An 18,541-nucleotide genomic window follows, 5' to 3' on the forward strand; every position below is an offset into this window, starting at 1 on the left:
CTCCATTTCCCACATGTTTCCTGACCGCGTTCTCTCCGGCATGCGTCCGACCGGTGCTCTGCACCTGGGGCATTACCACGGCGTCCTGAAAAACTGGGTCCGGCTGCAAGCCGAGTACCCATGCTTCTTCTTCGTAGCCGACTGGCATGCGCTGACCACGCACTACGAGTCGCCCGAGGTGATCGCGGAATCGGTGTGGGAAATGTTGATTGACTGGCTGGCTGCCGGCGTCGATCCGACTCAGGCCACGCTGTTCATCCAGAGCCGTGTGCCCGAGCACGCAGAGCTGTTCCTTCTGCTCTCGATGGGCACACCGCTGGGCTGGCTGGAACGCGTGCCGACGTACAAGGATCAGATCGAGAAGCTCAAGGAAAAAGACCTCTCCACCTATGGCTTCCTCGGCTACCCTTTGCTGCAGGCCGCGGACATCCTGATTTACCGCGCCGGCTTCGTCCCCGTGGGTGAAGACCAGGTGCCGCACGTCGAGATGACGCGCGAAGTTGCCCGCCGCTTCAACTACCTCTACGGTCGTGAACCGGGCTTCGAAGAGAAGGCGCTGGAAGCGGCCAAGAAGCTCGGCGGCAAGCGCGCCAAGCTGTATCTGGAACTGCGCACGGCCTACCAGGAGCGCGGCGAAGACGAAGCCCTGGAGCAGGCCCGCGCGCTGCTGGCCGAGTCGCAGAGCCTCTCGATGGGCGACCGCGAACGCCTGTTTGGTTACCTGGAAGGCGCCCGCAAGATCATCCTGCCCGAGCCGCAGGTGCTGCTGACCGAGGCGTCGCGCATGCCGGGTCTTGATGGCCAGAAGATGTCCAAGTCGTACGGCAACACGATCCGCATGCGCGAGGACAAGGAAACTGTCGAGAAAAAGGTTCGCACCATGCCGACCGATCCGGCCCGCGTGCGCCGCACCGATCCGGGCGACCCGGACAAGTGCCCGGTCTGGCAACTGCACCAGGTCTACTCCGACGCCGACACGAAAGAGTGGGTGCAGAAGGGCTGCCGCAGCGCCGGCATCGGCTGCCTGGAGTGCAAGCAGCCTGTGATCGAGGGCATTCTGCGCGAACAACAGCCGATGCTCGAACGCGCCCAGAAATACATGGACGATCCGTCGCTGCTGCGCGCCATCATCGCCGATGGCTGTGATAACGCGCGCAAGGTCACGCAAGAGACCATGCGCGAGGTGCGCGAGGCGATGGGTCTGACGTATAGCTGATGGGCCGTTGATGTCTGCTGTCGCATTGGATCCGCACACGCTTGCTGCGCCGTCACCGTGGGTGGCACGGTGGGCGGTTGAACTACCGGCCGGCGCCTCCGTGCTGGATGTGGCTTGCGGCAGCGGCCGCCACGCACGTTGGCTTGCTGGACGCGGCCTGCAAGTGACGGGCATCGATCGTGACGCGGCAGCGCTGTCGGGCCTCGCGGGCATCGCCCAAACCATCGTCGCCGACATCGAAGGAAACCCGTGGCCGTTGCCCGCGGGGGCCACTTTCGATGCCGTTGTGGTCACGAATTACTTGCATCGACCGCTCTGGCCGCGCTTGCTTGCGTCCGTCGCGCCGGGCGGCCGCCTGATCTACGAAACCTTCGCCATCGGAAACGAAACCGTCGGGAAGCCGTCCAATCCGGCATTCCTGCTGGCGCCGGGCGAATTGCTCGATGCCGTGCGCGGCCAACTGCGGGTGATCGGCTATGAGGACGGCTTCCTCGTAGCGCCCCGAGAAGCTTACGTGCAGCGGGTTTGCGCGGTTCGCGAGCCGGCCGGGTCGGTTGCGCCGCGCTACGCACTTTGAAGTTGCTGAGGACGGCGGCTTACCCGTCTCTTGGCGGGTCCCAGATGTGGCGAATCCGTTCTGACGATCCGGTACAATCCGACTGTTTACGTTCACGTTTTTGTCTGCTTTCGAAACCATGATCCAGATTTCCGGCAGTCTCGTCGCCATCGTCACGCCCATGCACGAGGACGGCAGCCTTGATTTTCCGTCCCTGCGCAAGCTCATCGACTGGCACATCGCCGAAGGCACCGACGGCATCGTGATCGTCGGCACCAGCGGCGAATCGCCGACCGTGTCGGTGGAAGAGCACCGTGAGCTGATCCGCGTGGCGGTCGAGCAGGCCAACAAGCGCATCCCCATCATTGCGGGTACCGGCGGCAACTCCACGACCGAGGCCGTCGAGCTGACGGCCTATGCCAAGCAAGTGGGCGCCGATGCCTCCCTCCAGGTCGTGCCGTACTACAACAAGCCGACGCAGGAAGGGATGTACCTGCACTTCCGCAAGGTGGCCGAGTCGGTGGATCTGCCGGTCATTCTGTACAACGTGCCGGGTCGCACGGTGGCCGATATGACGGTCGAAACCATGCTGCGTCTGGCCGAAGTGCCGGGCGTCATCGGCGTGAAGGAAGCCACCGGCAACATCGACCGCGCGGCGCACCTCATCAAAGGCGCGCCGGCCTCGTTCAAGATTTATAGCGGGGATGACCCGACGGCCATCGCGCTGATGCTGCTGGGCGGCCACGGCAACATTTCCGTGACAGCCAACGTGGCGCCGCGTGCCATGCACGAACTGTGCGCGGCTGCCATGCGTGGTGACGTGGAAACGGCTCGCCGCATTCACATGCAATTGCTGTCGGTGCACAAGAACCTGTTCGTCGAGTCGAATCCGATTCCCGTCAAGTGGGCTCTCCAGGCCATGGGCAAGATGGAAGGTGGCATCCGCCTGCCGTTGACGCCGCTGGCACCCCAGTATCACGAGGTTGTGCGCGCATCCCTGAAGGATGCCGGGCTGCTCTCCTGATTGTTTCAAGGCCCCTTCCAGACGCTTCTGGGCCCTTAAGCCATCGTTCTCATCTGAAGGATCGCAAGTCAATGAAACTGCACCAAACCCGTCGCGGGGCTGTGGCGACGTCCGCTCAACTGTTGCTGGCCGCGCTGTCGGTTGCCCTGATTTCCGGTTGCGATACCGTCAATGAGGCGATGCAGCCGGACCGCATCGATTACAAATCGCAGGCCAAGAAGGGCCCGACGCTTGAAATCCCGCCCGACCTGACCGGCATCCAGGCTGATCGCCGCTATGCCGCGCCGGACACGGGCACGACCACGCTGTCGGCCTACACGTCGACGGCGCCCAAGGTAACGACGCCTGGCTCGGGCACCGACAACGTGCTGCCGGCCGTGTCCGACATGCGCATCGAGCGCGATGGCAATCAGCGCTGGCTGGTCGTGAAGACCACGCCGGATGCTCTGTGGCCGCAATTGCGCACCTTCTGGCAAGAGCTGGGTTTCCTGCTGGTGATCGATTCGCCCGAGACCGGCATCATGGAAACCGACTGGGCCGAGAACCGCGCGAAGATTCCGCAGGACATCATCCGCCGCACTGTCGGCAAGGTGTTCGATGGTCTGTACTCGACGTCGGAACGCGACAAGTTCCGCACTCGCATCGAGAAGGGCCCGAATGGCACGGTCGAGGTCTACATCTCGCACCGCGGTGCGCAGGAACAACTGGTCGGTTCGTCCAAGGACCAGACTGTGTGGACACCGCGTCCGGCCGATCCCGAACTCGAAGCCGAATTCCTCTCGCGCCTGATGCAGCGTCTGGGTGCCAGCAAGGAAGCCGCACAGCAGAAGCTTGCACAAACGCAGGCTGCGCATCCGGTGCAAGACGGCACGAAGGCTGAACCGGCCCCGCGTACCGGCCCGTCGCTGCTGACGCAATCGAATGGCCAGCCGGTTCTCCAGGTGCCGGAGCCTTTTGATCGCGCCTGGCGTACCGTGGGTCTGGCGCTGGACCGCGTGAACTTCACCGTGGATGATCGCGACCGCTCGCAAGGCGTGTACTTCGTCCGCTACGCCGATACGCGCGCCGAAGCCAACGCACCTGGCTTCTTCTCGCGCCTGTTCTCGGGCACGAAGATCGAAGACCTCAAGCGCGCCAAGCGTTACCGTGTGGTGGTGAAGGACGCAGGCACGTCGTCGACGGTGCTGGTGCAAAACGACGATGGCTCCGCGCAGACCGGCGACATCGGCAAGCGCATCCTGTCGCTGCTCGACGAGCAACTGCGGTAATCGGCATCATGCAGTACGGCTGCCTGGGTGGGCGATGACACTGAGATTCGCGAGCCTTGGCAGCGGCAGTGAAGGGAATGCGCTGCTCGTCGAATCCGCGAGCGGAGCGACGTGCACGCGCATTCTGCTGGATTGCGGATTCGGTATCCGCGAGACTGTGAGGCGGCTCGAACGCCTGGGCTGTACGCCCGAATCCCTCAACGCCATCCTCGTCACGCACGAGCATAGCGATCACGTTGGCAGCGCCTATGCGTTTGCCGCCAAATTCAATATTCCCGTCTGGACCAGCCACGGCACGTATCGCGCCACGGAAAACCTGCGCGGCGCTGACCGTGCGGCCGTGCGTTTCTGCCGCGCCGACGATATGTTCTGTGTTGGCGATCTGCAAATCTTGCCGTACACCGTGCCGCACGACGCGCGCGAACCACTGCAGTTTGTTTTCGATGACGGTGCGCGGCGCCTGGGGGTGCTTACCGATGCCGGCATGTTGACGGAATACCTCTGCACCCACCTGACGGGCATGCACGCCCTCGTGCTGGAATGCAATCACGACCGGGAGATGCTGGCCAACTCAGCCTATCCCTGGTCATTAAAGCGTCGTATCGGGGGGGATTTTGGCCACCTGGCCAATGACATTGCCGCCGCGATCCTCACTCGCGTGCGCCATGACGCCTTGCATACTGTCGTGGCCGCGCATCTGTCCAAGCAGAACAACACACCGCTATTGGCGGCTGAGGCGATCGCAGTGCCGCTGGGTGCCAGCGTTGGAGACGTGCCGATCGCGGATCAGGAAGAAGGGTTGCTCTGGCGCACCGTTTGAGTGCGGCAGGACAGATCGGAGCGCTTTGTAAGATTCAGAAACAACTTTGAATAACAGAGGGCCAGCGCGACTGCTGCCCGGATGCTCGAGCGCCAGTTTGCGCCCATAAAAAAAGCCGACCCGAAGGTCGGCTTTTTTGTCTCGCGAGAAACGCGATTATTGCTTGGCAGCCGGAGCCGAAGCAGCAGCGTCCGAAGCAGCCGGAGCAGCAGCGGCGTCCGAAGCGGCCGGGGCAGCCGGAGCAGCAGCGTCCGAAGCAGCCGGAGCGGCCGGAGCAGCAGCGGCCGGAGCCGAGGCTTCCGGAGCAGCAGCCGGAGCAGCAGCTTCTTCCTTCTTACCGCAAGCAGCCAGAGCCACAGCAGCCATCAGCGAGGCGATCAGGAGAGACTTTTTCATTTTTTCGATCCTTAAACTGAATATGGAAAGCGGACAACAAAAAGGGCGATGAATAATTACCGGTAATTATCGCTCAGGTACTACACCTTCTTCTCTGCTGGCAGCCAAGCCGCACGAGGGCTGCTCGGCCTGCAAGCTAGCGTCGGATTATAGCGACCTTTACCTACCCTGTGTAGCCGAGTCGGGGCTGACGCACGTGCGATTCAGACGCTTTTGTAACGATCTGTTTCAATGGGGAATCATCGCTGTGCGGGGCCACCCAGCCTCAGCCAGCCTTCTTCGTACCATGCATGCAGCGTATCCATCAGATCCGGCAAACCGGCCGCCGCATCGACGGACGCCGCGCTCGCACGACGGGCGTCCGCCAACGCGGAAAGCCACGCAAGCAACGTTCCCGAAGGCTCGAACGTATCGCCGTTGATCCAGAATCGGTGCGCGTCATACAGCGCCTGTGTGCGCGCGTCGAGCACGATGCCTTCCTTGCGTGCCCGGGCTGTGAAACGGGCGAGCGGCAAACGGGGCTGCGTGACGAAGTCGACGTGATCCTTGGGCTCGGAAAGGTACGCGCCTAGGAACTCGCCGACGAGTTCAGGCGTCCAGCGCAACGCATTGAGTTTCTGGGCGAGGGCCTTGACCATGGCAGCCGGCAGTTCGCCGGGGTGCGCGGTGGGTTTTTGCTCGGGATCGGCGTACCGGCCTTCGAAGTTGGGATCGTCTTCCAGCGTTTGCGACAGGAAGCCCAAAAAGTGGCCGGCCAGTTCACGGTACGAGGGCGAGCGGAATCCGATGGAGTACGTCATGCAGTCTCCCTCTGCCACGCCATCGTGTGCGTAGTGCGGGGGCAGATACAGCATGTCGCCTGGCTCGAGCACAAATTCCTCTTCAGGTTGGAAGTTGGCCAGGATTTTGAGCGGCAGATCGGGGACGAGCGTGAGATCGTCCTGGGCGGAAATGCGCCAGCGGCGTTTGCCGTGGGCCTGCAACAGGAACACATCGTACGAATCGAAGTGCGGGCCGACTCCGCCGCCGTCGGTGGCGAAGCTGATCATCACGTCATCGAGCCGCGCGTCCGGAATGAACCGGAAGCGCTGCATGAGCGCTTCAACCGCCGGCTCGACGAGGTTTGCGCCTTGCACAAGCACCGACCAATTGCGCGTCTTGCGTGACGGCAGCGGGCGTTCGTCGAAGGGGCCGTGGTTGAACGACCAGCGCCCGCGCGATTGCGCGATCAGGCGGGACTCGACGTCAGGGCGCTCCGCCAGGGCAAGGACACGTTCGGGAGATAGCGGAAAGTGCAGTGCACGCATCTCTTCCGGGGAAAGTGCCTGCCGGATCAGCAGAGGCTTTTTCTGCCAGTGCGTGCGCATGAAATCGCGCGGCGACAGCCCGCCGAGGAGTTGCGCCGGCCGCTCGAGCGGAAGAGCGGGTTGGACGCCGCCATCGGCAGCGTATAATGGGACTTCGTTCATGGAGTGCGCAATTGAAAATCGCGAAGAATACGGTGGTGTCGGTGGCTTACAAACTGTCCGACGCGCAGGGCAACGTCATCGAGGAATCCGATGAGCCGATGGTGTACTTGCACGGCGGCTATGATGGCACGTTCCCCAAAATCGAGGAAGCGCTGGACGGCCAGGAGCAAGGCTTTGAGACCAAACTGCAGCTCGAGCCGGACGACGCCTTCGGTGACTACGATCAAGAGCTGATCAAGATCGAGCCGCGTGATCGCTTTCCGGAACCGCTTGAAGTCGGCATGCAGTTCGAGGGCGTGCCCGAAGATGGCGACGAGGAAGACGCCATCGTCTACACCGTCACCGACGTGGCGGAAGACAAGGTTGTTCTGGACGGCAATCACCCGCTGGCCGGCATGGCGCTGCGCTTCGAACTGAAGGTTACGGAAGTTCGTGAAGCCACGGCAGAAGAAATCGAGCACGGCCATGTGCACGGTGAAAACGGCCTTGAAGTGGTGGACGAGGACGAAGACGACGACAAGCCGCACACGCTGCACTGATCGGCAAGTCCATCGAGATGCAAGAACGGGAGCTTCGGCTCCCGTTTTTTATTGCACCGGCGCTGGCGTGATTTCCGGCGCCGGGGCAGGGGTGTTGTCGAGGCGACGGCTGCGGAGATGAAACAGCGGCGAGTGGCCTGGTGTGACGGACACTTCCAGCCAGCGATCCAGCACTGGCGAACCATAGGTCCGGGCGCGCATCACGTGCGAGTCCGGGCGGCCGTTTTCGTCCTTGAGCGGACGGTCGAGCATGAAAGTCTGACTGGCGCCGTGGATCAGGAGGACGGCGCCGTCGTAATCGCGCGTGAGCGTTCGCAACTGGCGCTTCAGTGCGAGGTAGCCGTCATGCGAGCGCCGCCGAAGCAAGCCGTCGAACAGATTAGGCGCACGACGCCGTTCCCATCCGTCTTCAAAGAGCGGGTCGGCCTGCATCATGATCACCACGCCGGCCATCTTGCGTTGGCGCGCGACGGCAAAGGCGCGTGCTAACCATTGGCGATTGGCTTCGAGGCGATCTTCGTATTCGCCGTTGCGTCCGCCTGCGATCTTGTAGTTGTTGTTGTCGCCGGGCACGTTGAGGGTGACGAACAGCACGTCATTCATCGTCCAGCGTGTGTTTTCGCGGTAGCTGCGGAACTTGGCCTGATCGGACTGGCGCATGACGGTCATGGCGCGCTGGCCGAGCGTGTTGTCGTCCGGGTAGAACAGCTCGCGCAGGCGCAACAGGCGCTCCACCGGGTCGAAGCCGCCGGCGGCGGGGCGTTGGCAGTCGCTCCAGTCGTGGTCGCCCGGGATGTAGATGACCGGGGTGATCAGGCTGTCGAGCAGGTCATGACGTGCTTCGAGCAGCGTGTCGGAGCACGATTCATCCCGGCCCTTGAGGTTGCCCAGATGGACAACAAAGGCCGGATGTTCGGCGTCGATGGCGTCCAGTAATGCATGCGCAGGGGCGACATCTTCAGCGCGCTCGGGCACATTGCCGATCACCGTGAAGGTGAAGGCGGCCGGCGCGTCAGTTGCAGGCTTCGTGCTCTTTGACGCGGCGGGCGCAGCCATCGGCAGCAGCATCGCCAACGTTATGGCGATGCATTGGAGCGTGCGGAAAGCTGCGCCGGGCCGGGTCATCGGAATCAGGCGGATGGGCTTGCCAGCGCCTTGAGGCGGTACAACGCGTCGAGCGCCTCGCGCGGCGTCATGTCGTCAGGGTTGATTCCGGCGAGCGCATCCGTCAGCGCGCTGTCGGGGGCTTCATCGCTGGCATCGTCTTCGTCGTCGATGGGCGTTTCGGCTGCGAGTGCGAACAGGTCGAGCTGGGGCGTGGCGCCGGTGTCGGCGGAATGCTGCTCCAGCCAGGCGAGCCGTTTGCGTGCGGCACGAATGACCGGTTGCGGCACCCCGGCCAACTGCGCGACCTGCAACCCGTAGCTTTGGCTGGCCGGACCTTCCTGCACGGCATGCAGAAAAACGATGCCGTCACCGTGTTCGACGGCGGAGAGGTGCACGTTGGCGGCCTGTGCAAACTCCTGCGGCAGTTGCGTCAGCTCGAAATAGTGCGTGGCGAATAGCGTGTGGCTGCGGTTGTGCGACAGCAGGTGGCGCGCAATTGCCCAGGCGAGCGCCAGACCATCAAACGTGCTCGTGCCGCGGCCGATTTCGTCCATCAGCACCAGGCTGTTGGGCGTGGCGCGGTGCAGGATGGCAGCGGCTTCGGTCATCTCGACCATGAAGGTCGAGCGCCCGCCCGCCAGATCGTCGGCCGCGCCGATGCGCGTGAAGATGCGGTCGATCGGTCCGATGACGGCTGCTTCCGCCGGCACAAACGCGCCCACGTAGGCGAGCAGCACGACCAGCGCGGTTTGCCGCATGAAGGTCGATTTACCACCCATGTTGGGGCCCGTGATCAGCAGCAGCTTGCGCGCCTCCTGCAGCACGCAGTCGTTGGCGACGAACTGTTCGACTTGTTGTTCGACCACCGGATGGCGTGCGCGGGTCAGTTCAATGCCGGGTGCATCCGTCAGCATGGGACGCGACCACGACAGCGCATGCGCACGCTCGGCCAGCGTCGCGAGCACATCGGCCTGGGCCAGCGCGGCGGCAATGCGCTTGAACTCGGCCAGATGCGGCAGCAGCTTCTGCAGCAGTTCCTCATAGAGCAGCTTTTCGCGCGACAGCGCGCGGTCTTGCGCCGACAAGGCCTTGTCTTCAAACGCCTTCAACTCGGGCGTGATGTAGCGCTCGGCGTTCTTCAGCGTCTGGCGACGCCGATAATCGTCGGGCACCTTGGCGGCCTGGCCATTGGTGACTTCGATGTAGAAGCCGTGCACGCGGTTGTACTCGACCCGCAGATTGGCGATGCCGGTGCGCTCGCGCTCGCGGGCTTCCAGATCGACGAGAAACTGGCCACAGTTTTCAGAGATATCGCGCAGCTCATCAAGGTCTGCGTCGTAGCCTCGGGCGATGACGCCGCCGTCACGCACCATGGCTGCGGGCTCAGCCATCACGGCGCTCTGGAGCAGAGCGTGGGCATCTTCGGGCAGGGTGAGCGCGGCGTACAGCTCGGCGAGCAGCGGCGCGGCATCGCTTTGAGGCAGCTCTTCGCGAATCTCAGGCAGGCGTGCGAGCGTGTCACGCAACGATGACAGGTCGCGCGGGCGCGCCGACAGCAGCGCCAGTCGCCCGGTAATGCGCTCCACATCCGAGAGCGTGCGCAGCGTCGCACGCAACGTTTGCCAATCGCTGCCGAGCAGCACTTCGATCGCCTGCTGCCGTGCTTGCGGCACTGCGCGATTCCGCAGCGGATGATGCAGCCAGTGGCGCAGCAGACGGCTGCCCATGCTGGTCGCGCAGGTGTCCAGCAGCGAGAACAGCGTCGGCGATTCCTGCCCACGCAGCGTCTCGGTCAACTCCAGGTTGCGGCGCGTGGCGGTGTCCAGGCCGATGAATTCGCTCTCATGCTCGACGGTCAAGCCGATCACGTGGCGCAGAGACTGGCCTTGCGTGGCCGCCGCGTAATTGAGCAGCGCGCCGGCAGCCGCCAGTGCGGCCGTCAACGTTTCCGCACCGAAAGCAACGAGGCTCGCCACACCGAGTTGTTCGCGCAGGCGGCGGGTGCCGGCTTCCACGTCGAAATGCCAATCGGGCAGGCGCGTGCGGGCAACATCCACCTGGATGGTGTTCAGCGTTGCATCGTCGGCCAGAACTTCAGCAGGACGGATGCGCTCGAGTTCGCGGTCGAGCTGGTCGGGGCTGCACTCCATCACGCGCAGTTCGCCGCCGACCAGGTTGAGCCACGCCAGACCGATCAGCGGTGCCGAGCCACGCTTGCCCGGTAAGTGCGCGATGGCCAGTAGGTGATTGTTGACCTTGTCGGAGAGCAGCGCGGCGTCTGTCAACGTGCCGGGTGTGACGACGCGCACGACCTTGCGCTCGACCGGCCCCTTGGTCGTGGCCGGATCCCCGATCTGCTCGCAGATCGCAACGGATTCGCCCAGCTTGACGAGCTTGGCGAGGTATTGCTCCGCAGCGTGGAACGGGATGCCCGCCATGCGGATCGGATGCCCGTTGGAGCTGCCGCGTGCGGTGAGCGTGATATCGAGCAGGCGCGAGGCTTTTTCGGCGTCTTCAAAGAAGAGCTCGTAGAAGTCGCCCATGCGATAGAAGACAAGCGTGTCTGGATGCCCAGCCTTCAAGCGAAGGTACTGTTGCATCATTGGAGTGTGCTTGTCGAAGGGGCCGTATTTCGGGTCGATCTCCAGAACCGGAGCGGAGTGTTCAGCCATGAGTACCAATGCGCAGCGCGCGGCCCGATGTCATGCGATTAGGCCGCGCGCGGAAGGTGTTGAATCGTGCAATTGTTGCACACCCGCGAGGGCGCATCACCGCACATCGTCGGTGAGCCTGGCTTCCAAAAAGTCGAGAAAGCACGCAATCCGCGAAGCCAGCTGCGTGTTGCGGTAGTACACCGCGTGAATCGGCTGCAGCACCTCGACCGTGGCATCCGGCAGCACCTGCACAAGATCGCCGGCGCGGCGGTCTTCAGCGGTCATGAAGTCGGCCAGACAGACGATGCCCGCGCCTTGCAGGGCGAGCTGGCGCAGGGTTTCACCGCTTGATGCTTTGAGCGTGGGTTCGATGCGCAGGCGGTCGCCGTGCGGGCCGCGCAGGGGCCAGAAATTGAGCGATTCCGGCTGCGCGAAGCCGAGCAGGGCGTGCTTCTGCAGGTCTTCCAGGTTGCGTGGCCGCCCGTGCGCTTTCAGATAGGCGGGGCTTGCCAGCACACGCAGCCGCCGCGTGCCGAGCAGACGCGCACGCAGGGTGGAATCGCGCAGCGTGCCGATGCGGATCGCCACGTCGGTGTCTTCCTCCAGCAGGTCGATGATCAGGTCGTTGGTGTTCAGTTCCAGCTCGATCTGCGGATACTGTGCGCGGAAGTCCGGCACCAGCGGCGCCACCACATGCAGCATGAAAGGCATGGCAGCGTTGACGCGCAGGCGGCCGGCTGGCTGCTGGCGGCGCAGGGCGATCTGCTCCTCGGCCTCGTCGACGGCGGCGAGGATCCTGCGCGCCTGCGCCAGAAATGTCGCGCCCTCGTCAGTAAGTGACAGCCGCCGCGTTGTGCGCGAGAGCAGGGTGGTGTCCAGCTTCTCTTCGAGGCGGCGCAGCGCCCGGCTCACACCCGACACAGTCTGGCCGAGCTGCTCCGCAGCGGCCGTGACGGAGCCCGTATCGACCACCGTGCGGAAGGCGAGCAGTTCTTCGAGCGTGGTTTTCATCGTCGATTGTCAATTCCAAATCAAAAGAATTCTGACCAATGTAGCGTGATTTGCAAAGATCAATCGCCGCCCCCGTCGTCGTGGGAAGGCCGAAATGCCGCGTAGCCGCTCGGCGCGCGGGTACGCGCCCTCAAGATTGGGGCCCTGCCTGCCGATAGACCATCCGGACCCCTAAAACCATAGTGGAATCGCATTTGCGCAAACGGCGCGTCGCGGTTCCGCATCCGGAGACTCTGGAATGAGCAAGCTCAGCTTTCGCCAAAAGCTTTGGCTGCCGTTGGTCATCAGCCTTGTCGCGCTGACCTTGATCTCGGTATTCAACGCGTATCAGGCGCGCGAGATCCGCGTGGAGGAGCGCAAGAACAACCTCGTCAGCGTGACGACCATGGCCATGAACCTGGTCAAGCAGTACGACGACCTGACGAAGAACGGTACGTTGACCAAAGACGCCGCGCAGAAGGAGGCGATCGACCGCTTCAAGGCGCTGCGCTACGACAAGGACGGCTACTTCACCATCACCAGCTCCAACAATGTGGTGGTGATGCACCCGATCAAGCCGGAGTTCGTCGGCAAGGACCAATCCGGCTTCAAGGATGCGCAGGGCAATGCGGTCTACATGGGCCTGACCAATGCGGCCAAAGATCCCAAGGGCGGATTCACCAGCTATGTCTGGCCGAAGGTCGGCGGCACGGAGCCGGTGCCCAAGACGGCGTTCGCGATGCGCTATGAGCCGTGGGACTGGGTCTTCTCGACCGGCGTCTACATGGACGACATCAATGCCGCGTTCATGACTTCGCTGTACCAGACGGGCGGCCTGCTGGTGCTGGTGGCCGGTTTGCTTGTATTGCTGGGCGGTATCGCGAACCGCGGGCTGCAGCGCACGCTCGGCGGGGACCCTGCCTACGCGGCGGATGTGGCCAATCGCATCGCCGGCGGTGACCTGACGGTCGAAATTGCCACCCGTGCCGATGACAACCACAGCCTGCTCTACGCCATGAGCCGCATGCGCGGCGCGCTGGTGCAGACCATCGGCCGCATCAAGGGCGCCTCGGAAACCATTGGTACCGCCACGCGCGAGATCGCCAGCGGCAACCTCGATCTGTCGTCGCGCACCGAACAGCAGGCCAGCTCGCTCGAAGAAACGGCTTCTGCCATGGAACAGCTGATGTCGACGGTGCAGCAGAACGCCGACAACGCCCAGCAGGCCAACCAACTGGCGGCGTCCGCCTCGGATGTGGCCGTGCGCGGCGGCGATGTGGTGACGCGCGTGGTGGAGACGATGGGCTCGATCAACGCGTCGTCGCGCAAGATCGTCGACATCATCGGCGTGATTGATGGCATTGCCTTCCAAACCAACATCCTCGCGCTGAATGCCGCGGTGGAAGCGGCCCGTGCCGGTGAGCAGGGCCGTGGCTTTGCGGTGGTGGCCGGTGAAGTGCGCAGCCTCGCGCAGCGCAGCGCCGCTGCCGCCAAGGAGATCAAGGCGCTCATCGACGATTCCGTTGTCAACGTGGATGCAGGTAGCGCGCTGGTGGAAGAGGCGGGTACGACGATGCGCGAAATCGTTGCGAGCGTGAAGCGCGTGACCGACATCGTTGGCGAGATTTCGTCGGCCAGCCAGGAACAGCGCTCGGGGATCGAAGAAGTCAGCCACGCCGTCACGCAGCTTGACGACGCCACGCAGCAGAACGCCGCGTTAGTGGAACAAGCCGCCGCAGCCGCGCAATCGCTCGAAGAGCAGGCGGTGAGTCTGACGCAGGTGGTGGCGCAATTCCGCCTCGACGCGCATGCGCTGCGTGCTCCCGCCATGGTGGCCAAGGTTGAGCCAGTTGTTGCGCCGGTCAAATCAATCGCAGTTGCAGCGCCGGGAGCGCCCAAGGATGAAGCGCCGCGCCGCGGGGCCGCCAAACCGAGCACCGATGCGGCCAAGCCCAGGCTGACGTCGCGCAAGCCGCCTGTGCTGCGCAAGGCGGCGGCCAAGCCGGTCGACCGAGCCGAGACGAGTGCGCCCGCACCGGCGGTGATACCGGCAAGCCTGACCAAAGCGAAGCCGCTGGTGGCCGCAGGAGACGATTCGGACTGGGAAACGTTCTGACCTCCGACCGACTTTCACCTCGTTGACTTCACGCACGCAATCGCGTGCTTGCCTGCCCGGATTCCGGAGACAAGATGGACCGCATTTTGAAGAACACCAGCGTGCGCGCTGGCCTGCTGGCGATTCTGATCACCTTTGCACTGATGATCGTGGTCGGGGCGGCGGTGGGTGTGCTGGCCCTGCGCACCACCAACACTGCCACTGAGCGCGTGCATGAGATTTCTGACCGCAGCATGCTGTTGAACGACGCGTACAAGGACATGCAACGTGCCCGCACCGGCATGTCGCGCCTGTATAGCGTCCTGCGCGAGAACATGGATGACGCCGCCAAGGCAGCAGCGCTTGCCAGTTCGGAGAAAGGGCTGAAGAAATCCATCGCGCAGGTGGAGGCATTCAAGAATGCGCCGCCCATCGAAGGTGTCGACGAATCGCTGCACCAGGCGATCGTCCAGGCCGCACAGACGCACATCGAAGCCGTGCAGCGCGCCCTCGCCGCCTTGCGTGCCGGTGATGCCGCAGCCTATGCCCCGATCAACTACAAGGACGTGACCGATACCGGTGCGGCGTGGTCTGTGCAGATCGAGAATTTCCAGCAACTCGTCAAGAAGCTGGCCAAGGACGAGGCTGACAATGGCCGCGCGCGTTATGAAACGATTCTGAAGTTCGTGGCACTCGGCATTGCGATGGCACTGGCGTTGATCGTGGCGGTGTTCTACGGGCTCAGGGCCTTTGTGATCACGCCGCTCAACGAAGCCGTGACCGTGCTGAGCCGCGTGGCTGAAGGCGATCTGGCCGTTCACGTCAAAACGGGTGGCCGCAATGAACTCGGCCGTCTGCTGGCCGCTGTGGGCCGCATGCGCGAAAGCCTGGTGAACACCGTACGCCAGGTGCGCAACAGCTCGGATTCGGTCAACACCGGCGCGCACGAAATCGCCAGCGGCAACCTTGATCTGTCCACGCGCACCGAGCAGCAGTCGGCCTCGCTGGAGAAGACCGCCGCGAGCATGGAGCAGATGACCTCCACGGTGACCAACAATTCCGAGAATGCCCGTCAGGCCAGCGCGCTGGCTTCGAATGCGGCAGACCTGGCTTCGCGCGGCGGCGACGTGGTGCGCGGCGTGGTGGCCACCATGGATGACATCAGCGCAGGCTCGCGCAAGATGGCCGACATCATCGGCGTGATTGACGGCATTGCCTTCCAGACCAACATCCTGGCGCTCAACGCTGCCGTGGAAGCCGCTCGCGCTGGCGAGCAAGGCCGCGGCTTTGCCGTGGTGGCTGGCGAAGTGCGCGCGCTGGCTCAGCGCAGTGCGGCCGCTGCCAAGGAGATCAAGACGCTGATCGACGATTCAGTGTCGCGCGTGCAAGCGGGCCACACGCAGGTCGCGCAGGCCGGCGAGACCATCACCGAAACGGTGGAGGCCGTACGCCGCGTCGCCAATATTGTTGAAGACATTGCTTCCGCATCGGCCGAGCAGACGCAGGGCATCCTGCAGATCGGCCAGGCCGTGACGGAAATGGAGCAGGTGACGCAGCAGAATGCCGCGCTGGTCGAACAGGCCGCTGCCGCGGCGCAGTCGCTTGAAGAACAGGCGCAGAACCTCACGCAAGTGGTGTCGCAGTTCCGGTTGGACGGGGCAGAGACCGCCGCGATGGCTGTGGCGAGACCTGACAAGACTATGAAGCCTGCGGCCAAGGCCGCAGCAAAGCCGGTCAGCGCGGCCAAGCCCGCGCGCGCGGCTCTGCGCAAGCGTGAACCGAAGATCGCTGCTCAGCCGGCGGCAGCTGCGCCGGCCGCACCTGCCGCAGCTGCCGCAGCTGCTCCCGCCCGCAAGCAACCTCTGGCCGTGGCCGGTGGCGGTTCCGACGCCGATTGGGAAACGTTCTGATCGGTTGAGAACTCAGGCATCGAGCGCTGGGCCATCAATGCGTTTGGCCCAGCTTTCCACCTCGCCGCGTGCGAGGCGGCCCTCCACAAGCTTGCGCCATGACGGCGTGAGCGGCAGCGTCAGCATCTCGGCCAGCGCCGCACGATCGAGCATGTTGCGGTAAAGCACGTCGAGCACACGCGCCAGCGGCCATTGCGGCCATGGGCGCTCAAGCCATTCGAGCGCATCACCGGCGCGCAGTGTGCCGCCTTCCAACACCCGGTAGTACCAACCGGTGCGCCCTGTGTTCTGCACGCGGCGCGCCATGTCACGCGCGTTGAAGCGGTCGTTGAGCTTCCAGCATGGCTGACGCAGTTGCGATACCTCCAGCACCACGCTGCCCGCACGCAGGCGGTCACCCACGCAGATGTCGGCTTCGGTGATGCCCGTCGTGCTCAGGTTTTCGCCGAAAGCGCCGGGCTGTGCGAGCAGGGGCTGCGCGCCGATGTCCGTTTGCCAAGCCGCGTAGTGGTCGAACGGGTAGTGGTGGATCGCCTTGTCGGGGCCGCCGTGCACCCGCAAATCGCCTTGCTCATCACCGACGATGCCGTTGACGTCTACCTTCACCGCGTCGCTCACCGGGCGCTTATCGATGGCGCTGCGTGAGCCCGGACGCGTGTAATCGACAGCACGGCCGGTGAGGAGGGTATCGATGCGAATAGGGCCAGGCAGCGTCATGCCGCCTCCGCGCCATCCAGCCAGGCGATGAAGACTTCGCGCGCGCGTTGCGCCAGGCGTTCCGCAATTGCCGGTGCCTGAGCACGCAGCGCGCGCGGGTCGATGCCTGCGGCACTGAGCTCCGCCGCATGCCCGATCAACCAAGCTTCCAGCTCCTTCAGATTTGCCTCCAGATGGAATTGCAGCCCCAAGGCGTGGTTGCCAATGGCGAAGGCCTGCTCTGCGCAGACTGCCGTGAATGCCAGCCGTCGCGCGCCCGGCGGCAAGTCGTATCGATCGCCATGCCAGTGCAGCACCGGCGTGCCGTCGGCCAGCGGCGCGAGCGGCGAATCTGCGCCTTCGGCCGTGAGGGTGATAGGCGCAAAGCCGATCTCCTTCGTGCCCATCGGCTTGACCGCCGCACCCAGCGCCCGTGCCATCAACTGCGCCCCCAGGCAGATGCCAAGCAGCGGCTTGCGTGCGGCCAGTCGCTGCGCAATGGCGGCGGCTTCCTCGCGCACGAACGGATACGTTGCATCGTCGTATGCACCGATTGGCCCGCCCAGGACGATCAGCAAATCGGCCACCGCCATGTCGTCGGCTGGCACAGGCTGCACGCCCACGTCCACGGTGCGCACGGTGTAGCCGCGCGCTTGCAGCAGCGGCTGCAGGATGCCGAGATGCTCGAACGGAACGTGGCGCAGAGCGAGGGCGGTTTTCATGGCTGGCAATGACGGTTGTAGGCGAATCGCATTGTGATTGAGGGGCGCCCGTTGCAAAACCCGTGCGGGTGGCGAGGGAGTGTTTTGCGGCATTGGCGCGGTGCGGCGTTGGAATATGCCGGCAAAGCATTGCTTATATCAGCTCTTAATAACTTGCATCGGTACCCCCTCGAAAAAGGCCATGCGAGGGGATGTCCCTTCCTTAGCAGTTCATTAAGATCAGCTGTCGGCATACATGCGGGAAGCGCAGAGCCGACGGAGTCAATAAGCAAATTCGATGAAAAAAGGGGTAAGGGAGTAATGCGTTCACTATCGAAACTGGCGCTGATCGGCATGGTCGCGCTGTCGGGTTGTGCCGTGATTCAAAAGCCGATTCCGGCTTCTCCGGCGCTATTTACGGATCACGAATCGACTGTCGCCGTGGTCATGACAAAAATGCCGGAGCCCGCTGCGCGAATGACGGGCGCGCAGGGCATTCTTGATATCGCGATCAATCGCGGCCTGGCGAAGCCGATCGTCGAGCGCCTGCAAAAGCAGGATTTTTCTACGGTAGCGGCGCTGCCCAAGAAGATGGCCGAGGGGTTGGAGTCGCGACAGATGAAAACAGTGCTGATTCAAGAGCCCCTAGATGTGGCCACGATGAGCCAGTTCACCGAAGGTTCGGGTGAGGGAATCGCCCGTCTAGACTATCGTCCCCTGGCGAAGAAGTACGATGCGCAACGCTTGTTGGTGCTCTCCCCGATTTGGCTGGGAACCACGCGGGCCTACCATGGCTTTCTCCCCCTGGGTGCACCGAGCGGATACGTCGCGATCGTTGGCCAGCTTGTCGATTTGAAAACGAACAAGCTGCTTTGGTATCAGTCGATCGAATCCAGCGAGTTCGCAGCGGGCGAATGGGATGAAGCGCCCGAATATCCGAACCTGATGAAGGCGGTCAGCAGCAGTACCGACGATGCAGCGACCCGGTTGCGTACCTCGTTCTTCATGGAAGGTACGACGCCGACGGTGGCAACGACTGCAGCAGCAACAGCGACCGCACCTGCTGCGCAGTAATGCGGTGGTGGACAATAAAAAAGCCC

The 18,541-nt window shown here is 63.6% G+C and carries 16 protein-coding genes; 9 read left to right on the top strand and 7 right to left on the bottom strand.

The window, feature by feature from the left end:
- Positions 1-13 precede the first annotated feature (13 nt).
- From ACTJK4_RS14440 to ACTJK4_RS14460, 5 genes are all read left to right on the top strand, one after another.
- Positions 14-1,216, top strand: a complete 1,203-nt coding sequence (locus ACTJK4_RS14440; protein ID WP_232042454.1) for a tryptophan--tRNA ligase — start codon at positions 14-16, stop codon at positions 1,214-1,216.
- A 10-nt stretch (positions 1,217-1,226) separates the two neighbouring features.
- Positions 1,227-1,793, top strand: a complete 567-nt coding sequence (locus ACTJK4_RS14445) for a class I SAM-dependent methyltransferase (protein ID WP_440818238.1) — start codon at positions 1,227-1,229, stop codon at positions 1,791-1,793.
- Positions 1,794-1,911: 118 nt separating this feature from the next.
- Complete coding sequence (gene dapA / locus ACTJK4_RS14450; protein WP_024976031.1) at positions 1,912-2,796, top strand: 4-hydroxy-tetrahydrodipicolinate synthase; 885 nt, start codon at positions 1,912-1,914, stop codon at positions 2,794-2,796.
- A 71-nt stretch (positions 2,797-2,867) separates the two neighbouring features.
- Positions 2,868-4,064: an outer membrane protein assembly factor BamC gene (bamC, locus tag ACTJK4_RS14455; RefSeq protein ID WP_232042456.1), complete on the top strand. Its 1,197-nt coding sequence runs from the start codon at positions 2,868-2,870 to the stop codon at positions 4,062-4,064.
- A 34-nt stretch (positions 4,065-4,098) separates the two neighbouring features.
- Positions 4,099-4,884: an MBL fold metallo-hydrolase gene (locus ACTJK4_RS14460; protein ID WP_316868773.1), complete on the top strand. Its 786-nt coding sequence runs from the start codon at positions 4,099-4,101 to the stop codon at positions 4,882-4,884.
- 156 nt (positions 4,885-5,040) lie between these two features.
- Here ACTJK4_RS14460 and ACTJK4_RS14465 read toward each other — a convergent pair whose 3' ends face one another.
- The gene (locus tag ACTJK4_RS14465; RefSeq protein ID WP_440818239.1) at positions 5,041-5,280 is read right to left on the bottom strand and encodes a hypothetical protein; all 240 of its coding nucleotides are present in this window, start codon (positions 5,278-5,280) and stop codon (positions 5,041-5,043) included.
- Positions 5,281-5,519: 239 nt separating this feature from the next.
- On the bottom strand, positions 5,520-6,749 hold the full coding sequence (locus ACTJK4_RS14470; protein ID WP_433866826.1) for a JmjC domain-containing protein: 1,230 nt from the start codon (positions 6,747-6,749) through the stop codon (positions 5,520-5,522).
- Between the two features lie 11 nt (positions 6,750-6,760).
- Between ACTJK4_RS14470 and ACTJK4_RS14475 the strand changes: the two genes are divergently transcribed.
- Positions 6,761-7,288, top strand: coding sequence for an FKBP-type peptidyl-prolyl cis-trans isomerase (locus ACTJK4_RS14475; RefSeq protein ID WP_147213627.1), 528 nt, complete (start codon positions 6,761-6,763; stop codon positions 7,286-7,288).
- Positions 7,289-7,336: 48 nt separating this feature from the next.
- Here ACTJK4_RS14475 and ACTJK4_RS14480 read toward each other — a convergent pair whose 3' ends face one another.
- The 3 genes from ACTJK4_RS14480 to ACTJK4_RS14490 form a co-directional block, all read right to left on the bottom strand.
- Positions 7,337-8,413, bottom strand: coding sequence for a hypothetical protein (locus tag ACTJK4_RS14480; protein WP_440818240.1), 1,077 nt, complete (start codon positions 8,411-8,413; stop codon positions 7,337-7,339).
- Between the two features lie 5 nt (positions 8,414-8,418).
- Positions 8,419-11,067 carry a DNA mismatch repair protein MutS gene (mutS, locus tag ACTJK4_RS14485; protein ID WP_260802686.1) on the bottom strand — a complete coding sequence of 883 codons (2,649 nt, stop codon included), beginning with the start codon at positions 11,065-11,067 and terminating at the stop codon, positions 8,419-8,421.
- Between the two features lie 96 nt (positions 11,068-11,163).
- Complete coding sequence (locus ACTJK4_RS14490) at positions 11,164-12,060, bottom strand: LysR substrate-binding domain-containing protein (RefSeq protein WP_440818241.1); 897 nt, start codon at positions 12,058-12,060, stop codon at positions 11,164-11,166.
- Between the two features lie 238 nt (positions 12,061-12,298).
- On the opposite strand from ACTJK4_RS14490, the gene ACTJK4_RS14495 reads away from it, so the two are divergent.
- Together ACTJK4_RS14495 and ACTJK4_RS14500 are read left to right on the top strand one after the other, a co-directional pair.
- Positions 12,299-14,155 (top strand): methyl-accepting chemotaxis protein, encoded by a 1,857-nt coding sequence (locus ACTJK4_RS14495; RefSeq protein ID WP_232042463.1) that lies wholly within the window; start codon positions 12,299-12,301, stop codon positions 14,153-14,155.
- Between the two features lie 74 nt (positions 14,156-14,229).
- On the top strand, positions 14,230-16,044 hold the full coding sequence (locus ACTJK4_RS14500) for a methyl-accepting chemotaxis protein (RefSeq protein ID WP_440818242.1): 1,815 nt from the start codon (positions 14,230-14,232) through the stop codon (positions 16,042-16,044).
- 12 nt (positions 16,045-16,056) lie between these two features.
- On the opposite strand, the gene ACTJK4_RS14505 is transcribed toward ACTJK4_RS14500, so the two are convergent.
- Both ACTJK4_RS14505 and ACTJK4_RS14510 read right to left on the bottom strand, forming a co-directional pair.
- The gene (locus ACTJK4_RS14505) at positions 16,057-16,761 is read right to left on the bottom strand and encodes an MOSC domain-containing protein (protein WP_260802682.1); all 705 of its coding nucleotides are present in this window, start codon (positions 16,759-16,761) and stop codon (positions 16,057-16,059) included.
- On the bottom strand, positions 16,758-17,462 hold the full coding sequence (locus ACTJK4_RS14510) for a glutamine amidotransferase (RefSeq protein WP_440818243.1): 705 nt from the start codon (positions 17,460-17,462) through the stop codon (positions 16,758-16,760). Before ACTJK4_RS14510 ends, ACTJK4_RS14505 begins: the two co-directional genes overlap by 4 nt.
- Before the next feature lie 300 nt (positions 17,463-17,762).
- Between ACTJK4_RS14510 and ACTJK4_RS14515 the strand changes: the two genes are divergently transcribed.
- Positions 17,763-18,515 (top strand): hypothetical protein, encoded by a 753-nt coding sequence (locus tag ACTJK4_RS14515; RefSeq protein ID WP_440818244.1) that lies wholly within the window; start codon positions 17,763-17,765, stop codon positions 18,513-18,515.
- Positions 18,516-18,541 lie beyond the last annotated feature (26 nt).

It is taken from the genome of Ralstonia sp. 22111, assembly GCF_052045895.1.
Taxonomy (GTDB): Bacteria; Pseudomonadota; Gammaproteobacteria; order Burkholderiales; family Burkholderiaceae; genus Ralstonia; species Ralstonia wenshanensis.

Bases quoted from the DNA above. Each gene is read 5' to 3' on its own strand.
- ACTJK4_RS14480 (WP_440818240.1), bottom strand. From the start codon at position 8,413: ATGACCCGGCCCGGCGCAGCTTTCCGCACGCTCCAATGCATCGCCATA.
- ACTJK4_RS14470 (WP_433866826.1), bottom strand. From the start codon at position 6,749: ATGAACGAAGTCCCATTATACGCTGCCGATGGCGGCGTCCAACCCGCT.
- ACTJK4_RS14465 (WP_440818239.1), bottom strand. From the start codon at position 5,280: ATGAAAAAGTCTCTCCTGATCGCCTCGCTGATGGCTGCTGTGGCTCTG.
- ACTJK4_RS14490 (WP_440818241.1), bottom strand. From the start codon at position 12,060: ATGAAAACCACGCTCGAAGAACTGCTCGCCTTCCGCACGGTGGTCGAT.
- ACTJK4_RS14510 (WP_440818243.1), bottom strand. From the start codon at position 17,462: ATGAAAACCGCCCTCGCTCTGCGCCACGTTCCGTTCGAGCATCTCGGC.
- ACTJK4_RS14505 (WP_260802682.1), bottom strand. From the start codon at position 16,761: ATGACGCTGCCTGGCCCTATTCGCATCGATACCCTCCTCACCGGCCGT.
- mutS (WP_260802686.1), bottom strand. From the start codon at position 11,067: ATGGCTGAACACTCCGCTCCGGTTCTGGAGATCGACCCGAAATACGGC.
- bamC (WP_232042456.1), top strand. From the start codon at position 2,868: ATGAAACTGCACCAAACCCGTCGCGGGGCTGTGGCGACGTCCGCTCAA.
- ACTJK4_RS14515 (WP_440818244.1), top strand. From the start codon at position 17,763: ATGCGTTCACTATCGAAACTGGCGCTGATCGGCATGGTCGCGCTGTCG.
- ACTJK4_RS14495 (WP_232042463.1), top strand. From the start codon at position 12,299: ATGAGCAAGCTCAGCTTTCGCCAAAAGCTTTGGCTGCCGTTGGTCATC.
- ACTJK4_RS14440 (WP_232042454.1), top strand. From the start codon at position 14: ATGTTTCCTGACCGCGTTCTCTCCGGCATGCGTCCGACCGGTGCTCTG.
- ACTJK4_RS14500 (WP_440818242.1), top strand. From the start codon at position 14,230: ATGGACCGCATTTTGAAGAACACCAGCGTGCGCGCTGGCCTGCTGGCG.
- dapA (WP_024976031.1), top strand. From the start codon at position 1,912: ATGATCCAGATTTCCGGCAGTCTCGTCGCCATCGTCACGCCCATGCAC.
- ACTJK4_RS14460 (WP_316868773.1), top strand. From the start codon at position 4,099: ATGACACTGAGATTCGCGAGCCTTGGCAGCGGCAGTGAAGGGAATGCG.
- ACTJK4_RS14445 (WP_440818238.1), top strand. From the start codon at position 1,227: ATGTCTGCTGTCGCATTGGATCCGCACACGCTTGCTGCGCCGTCACCG.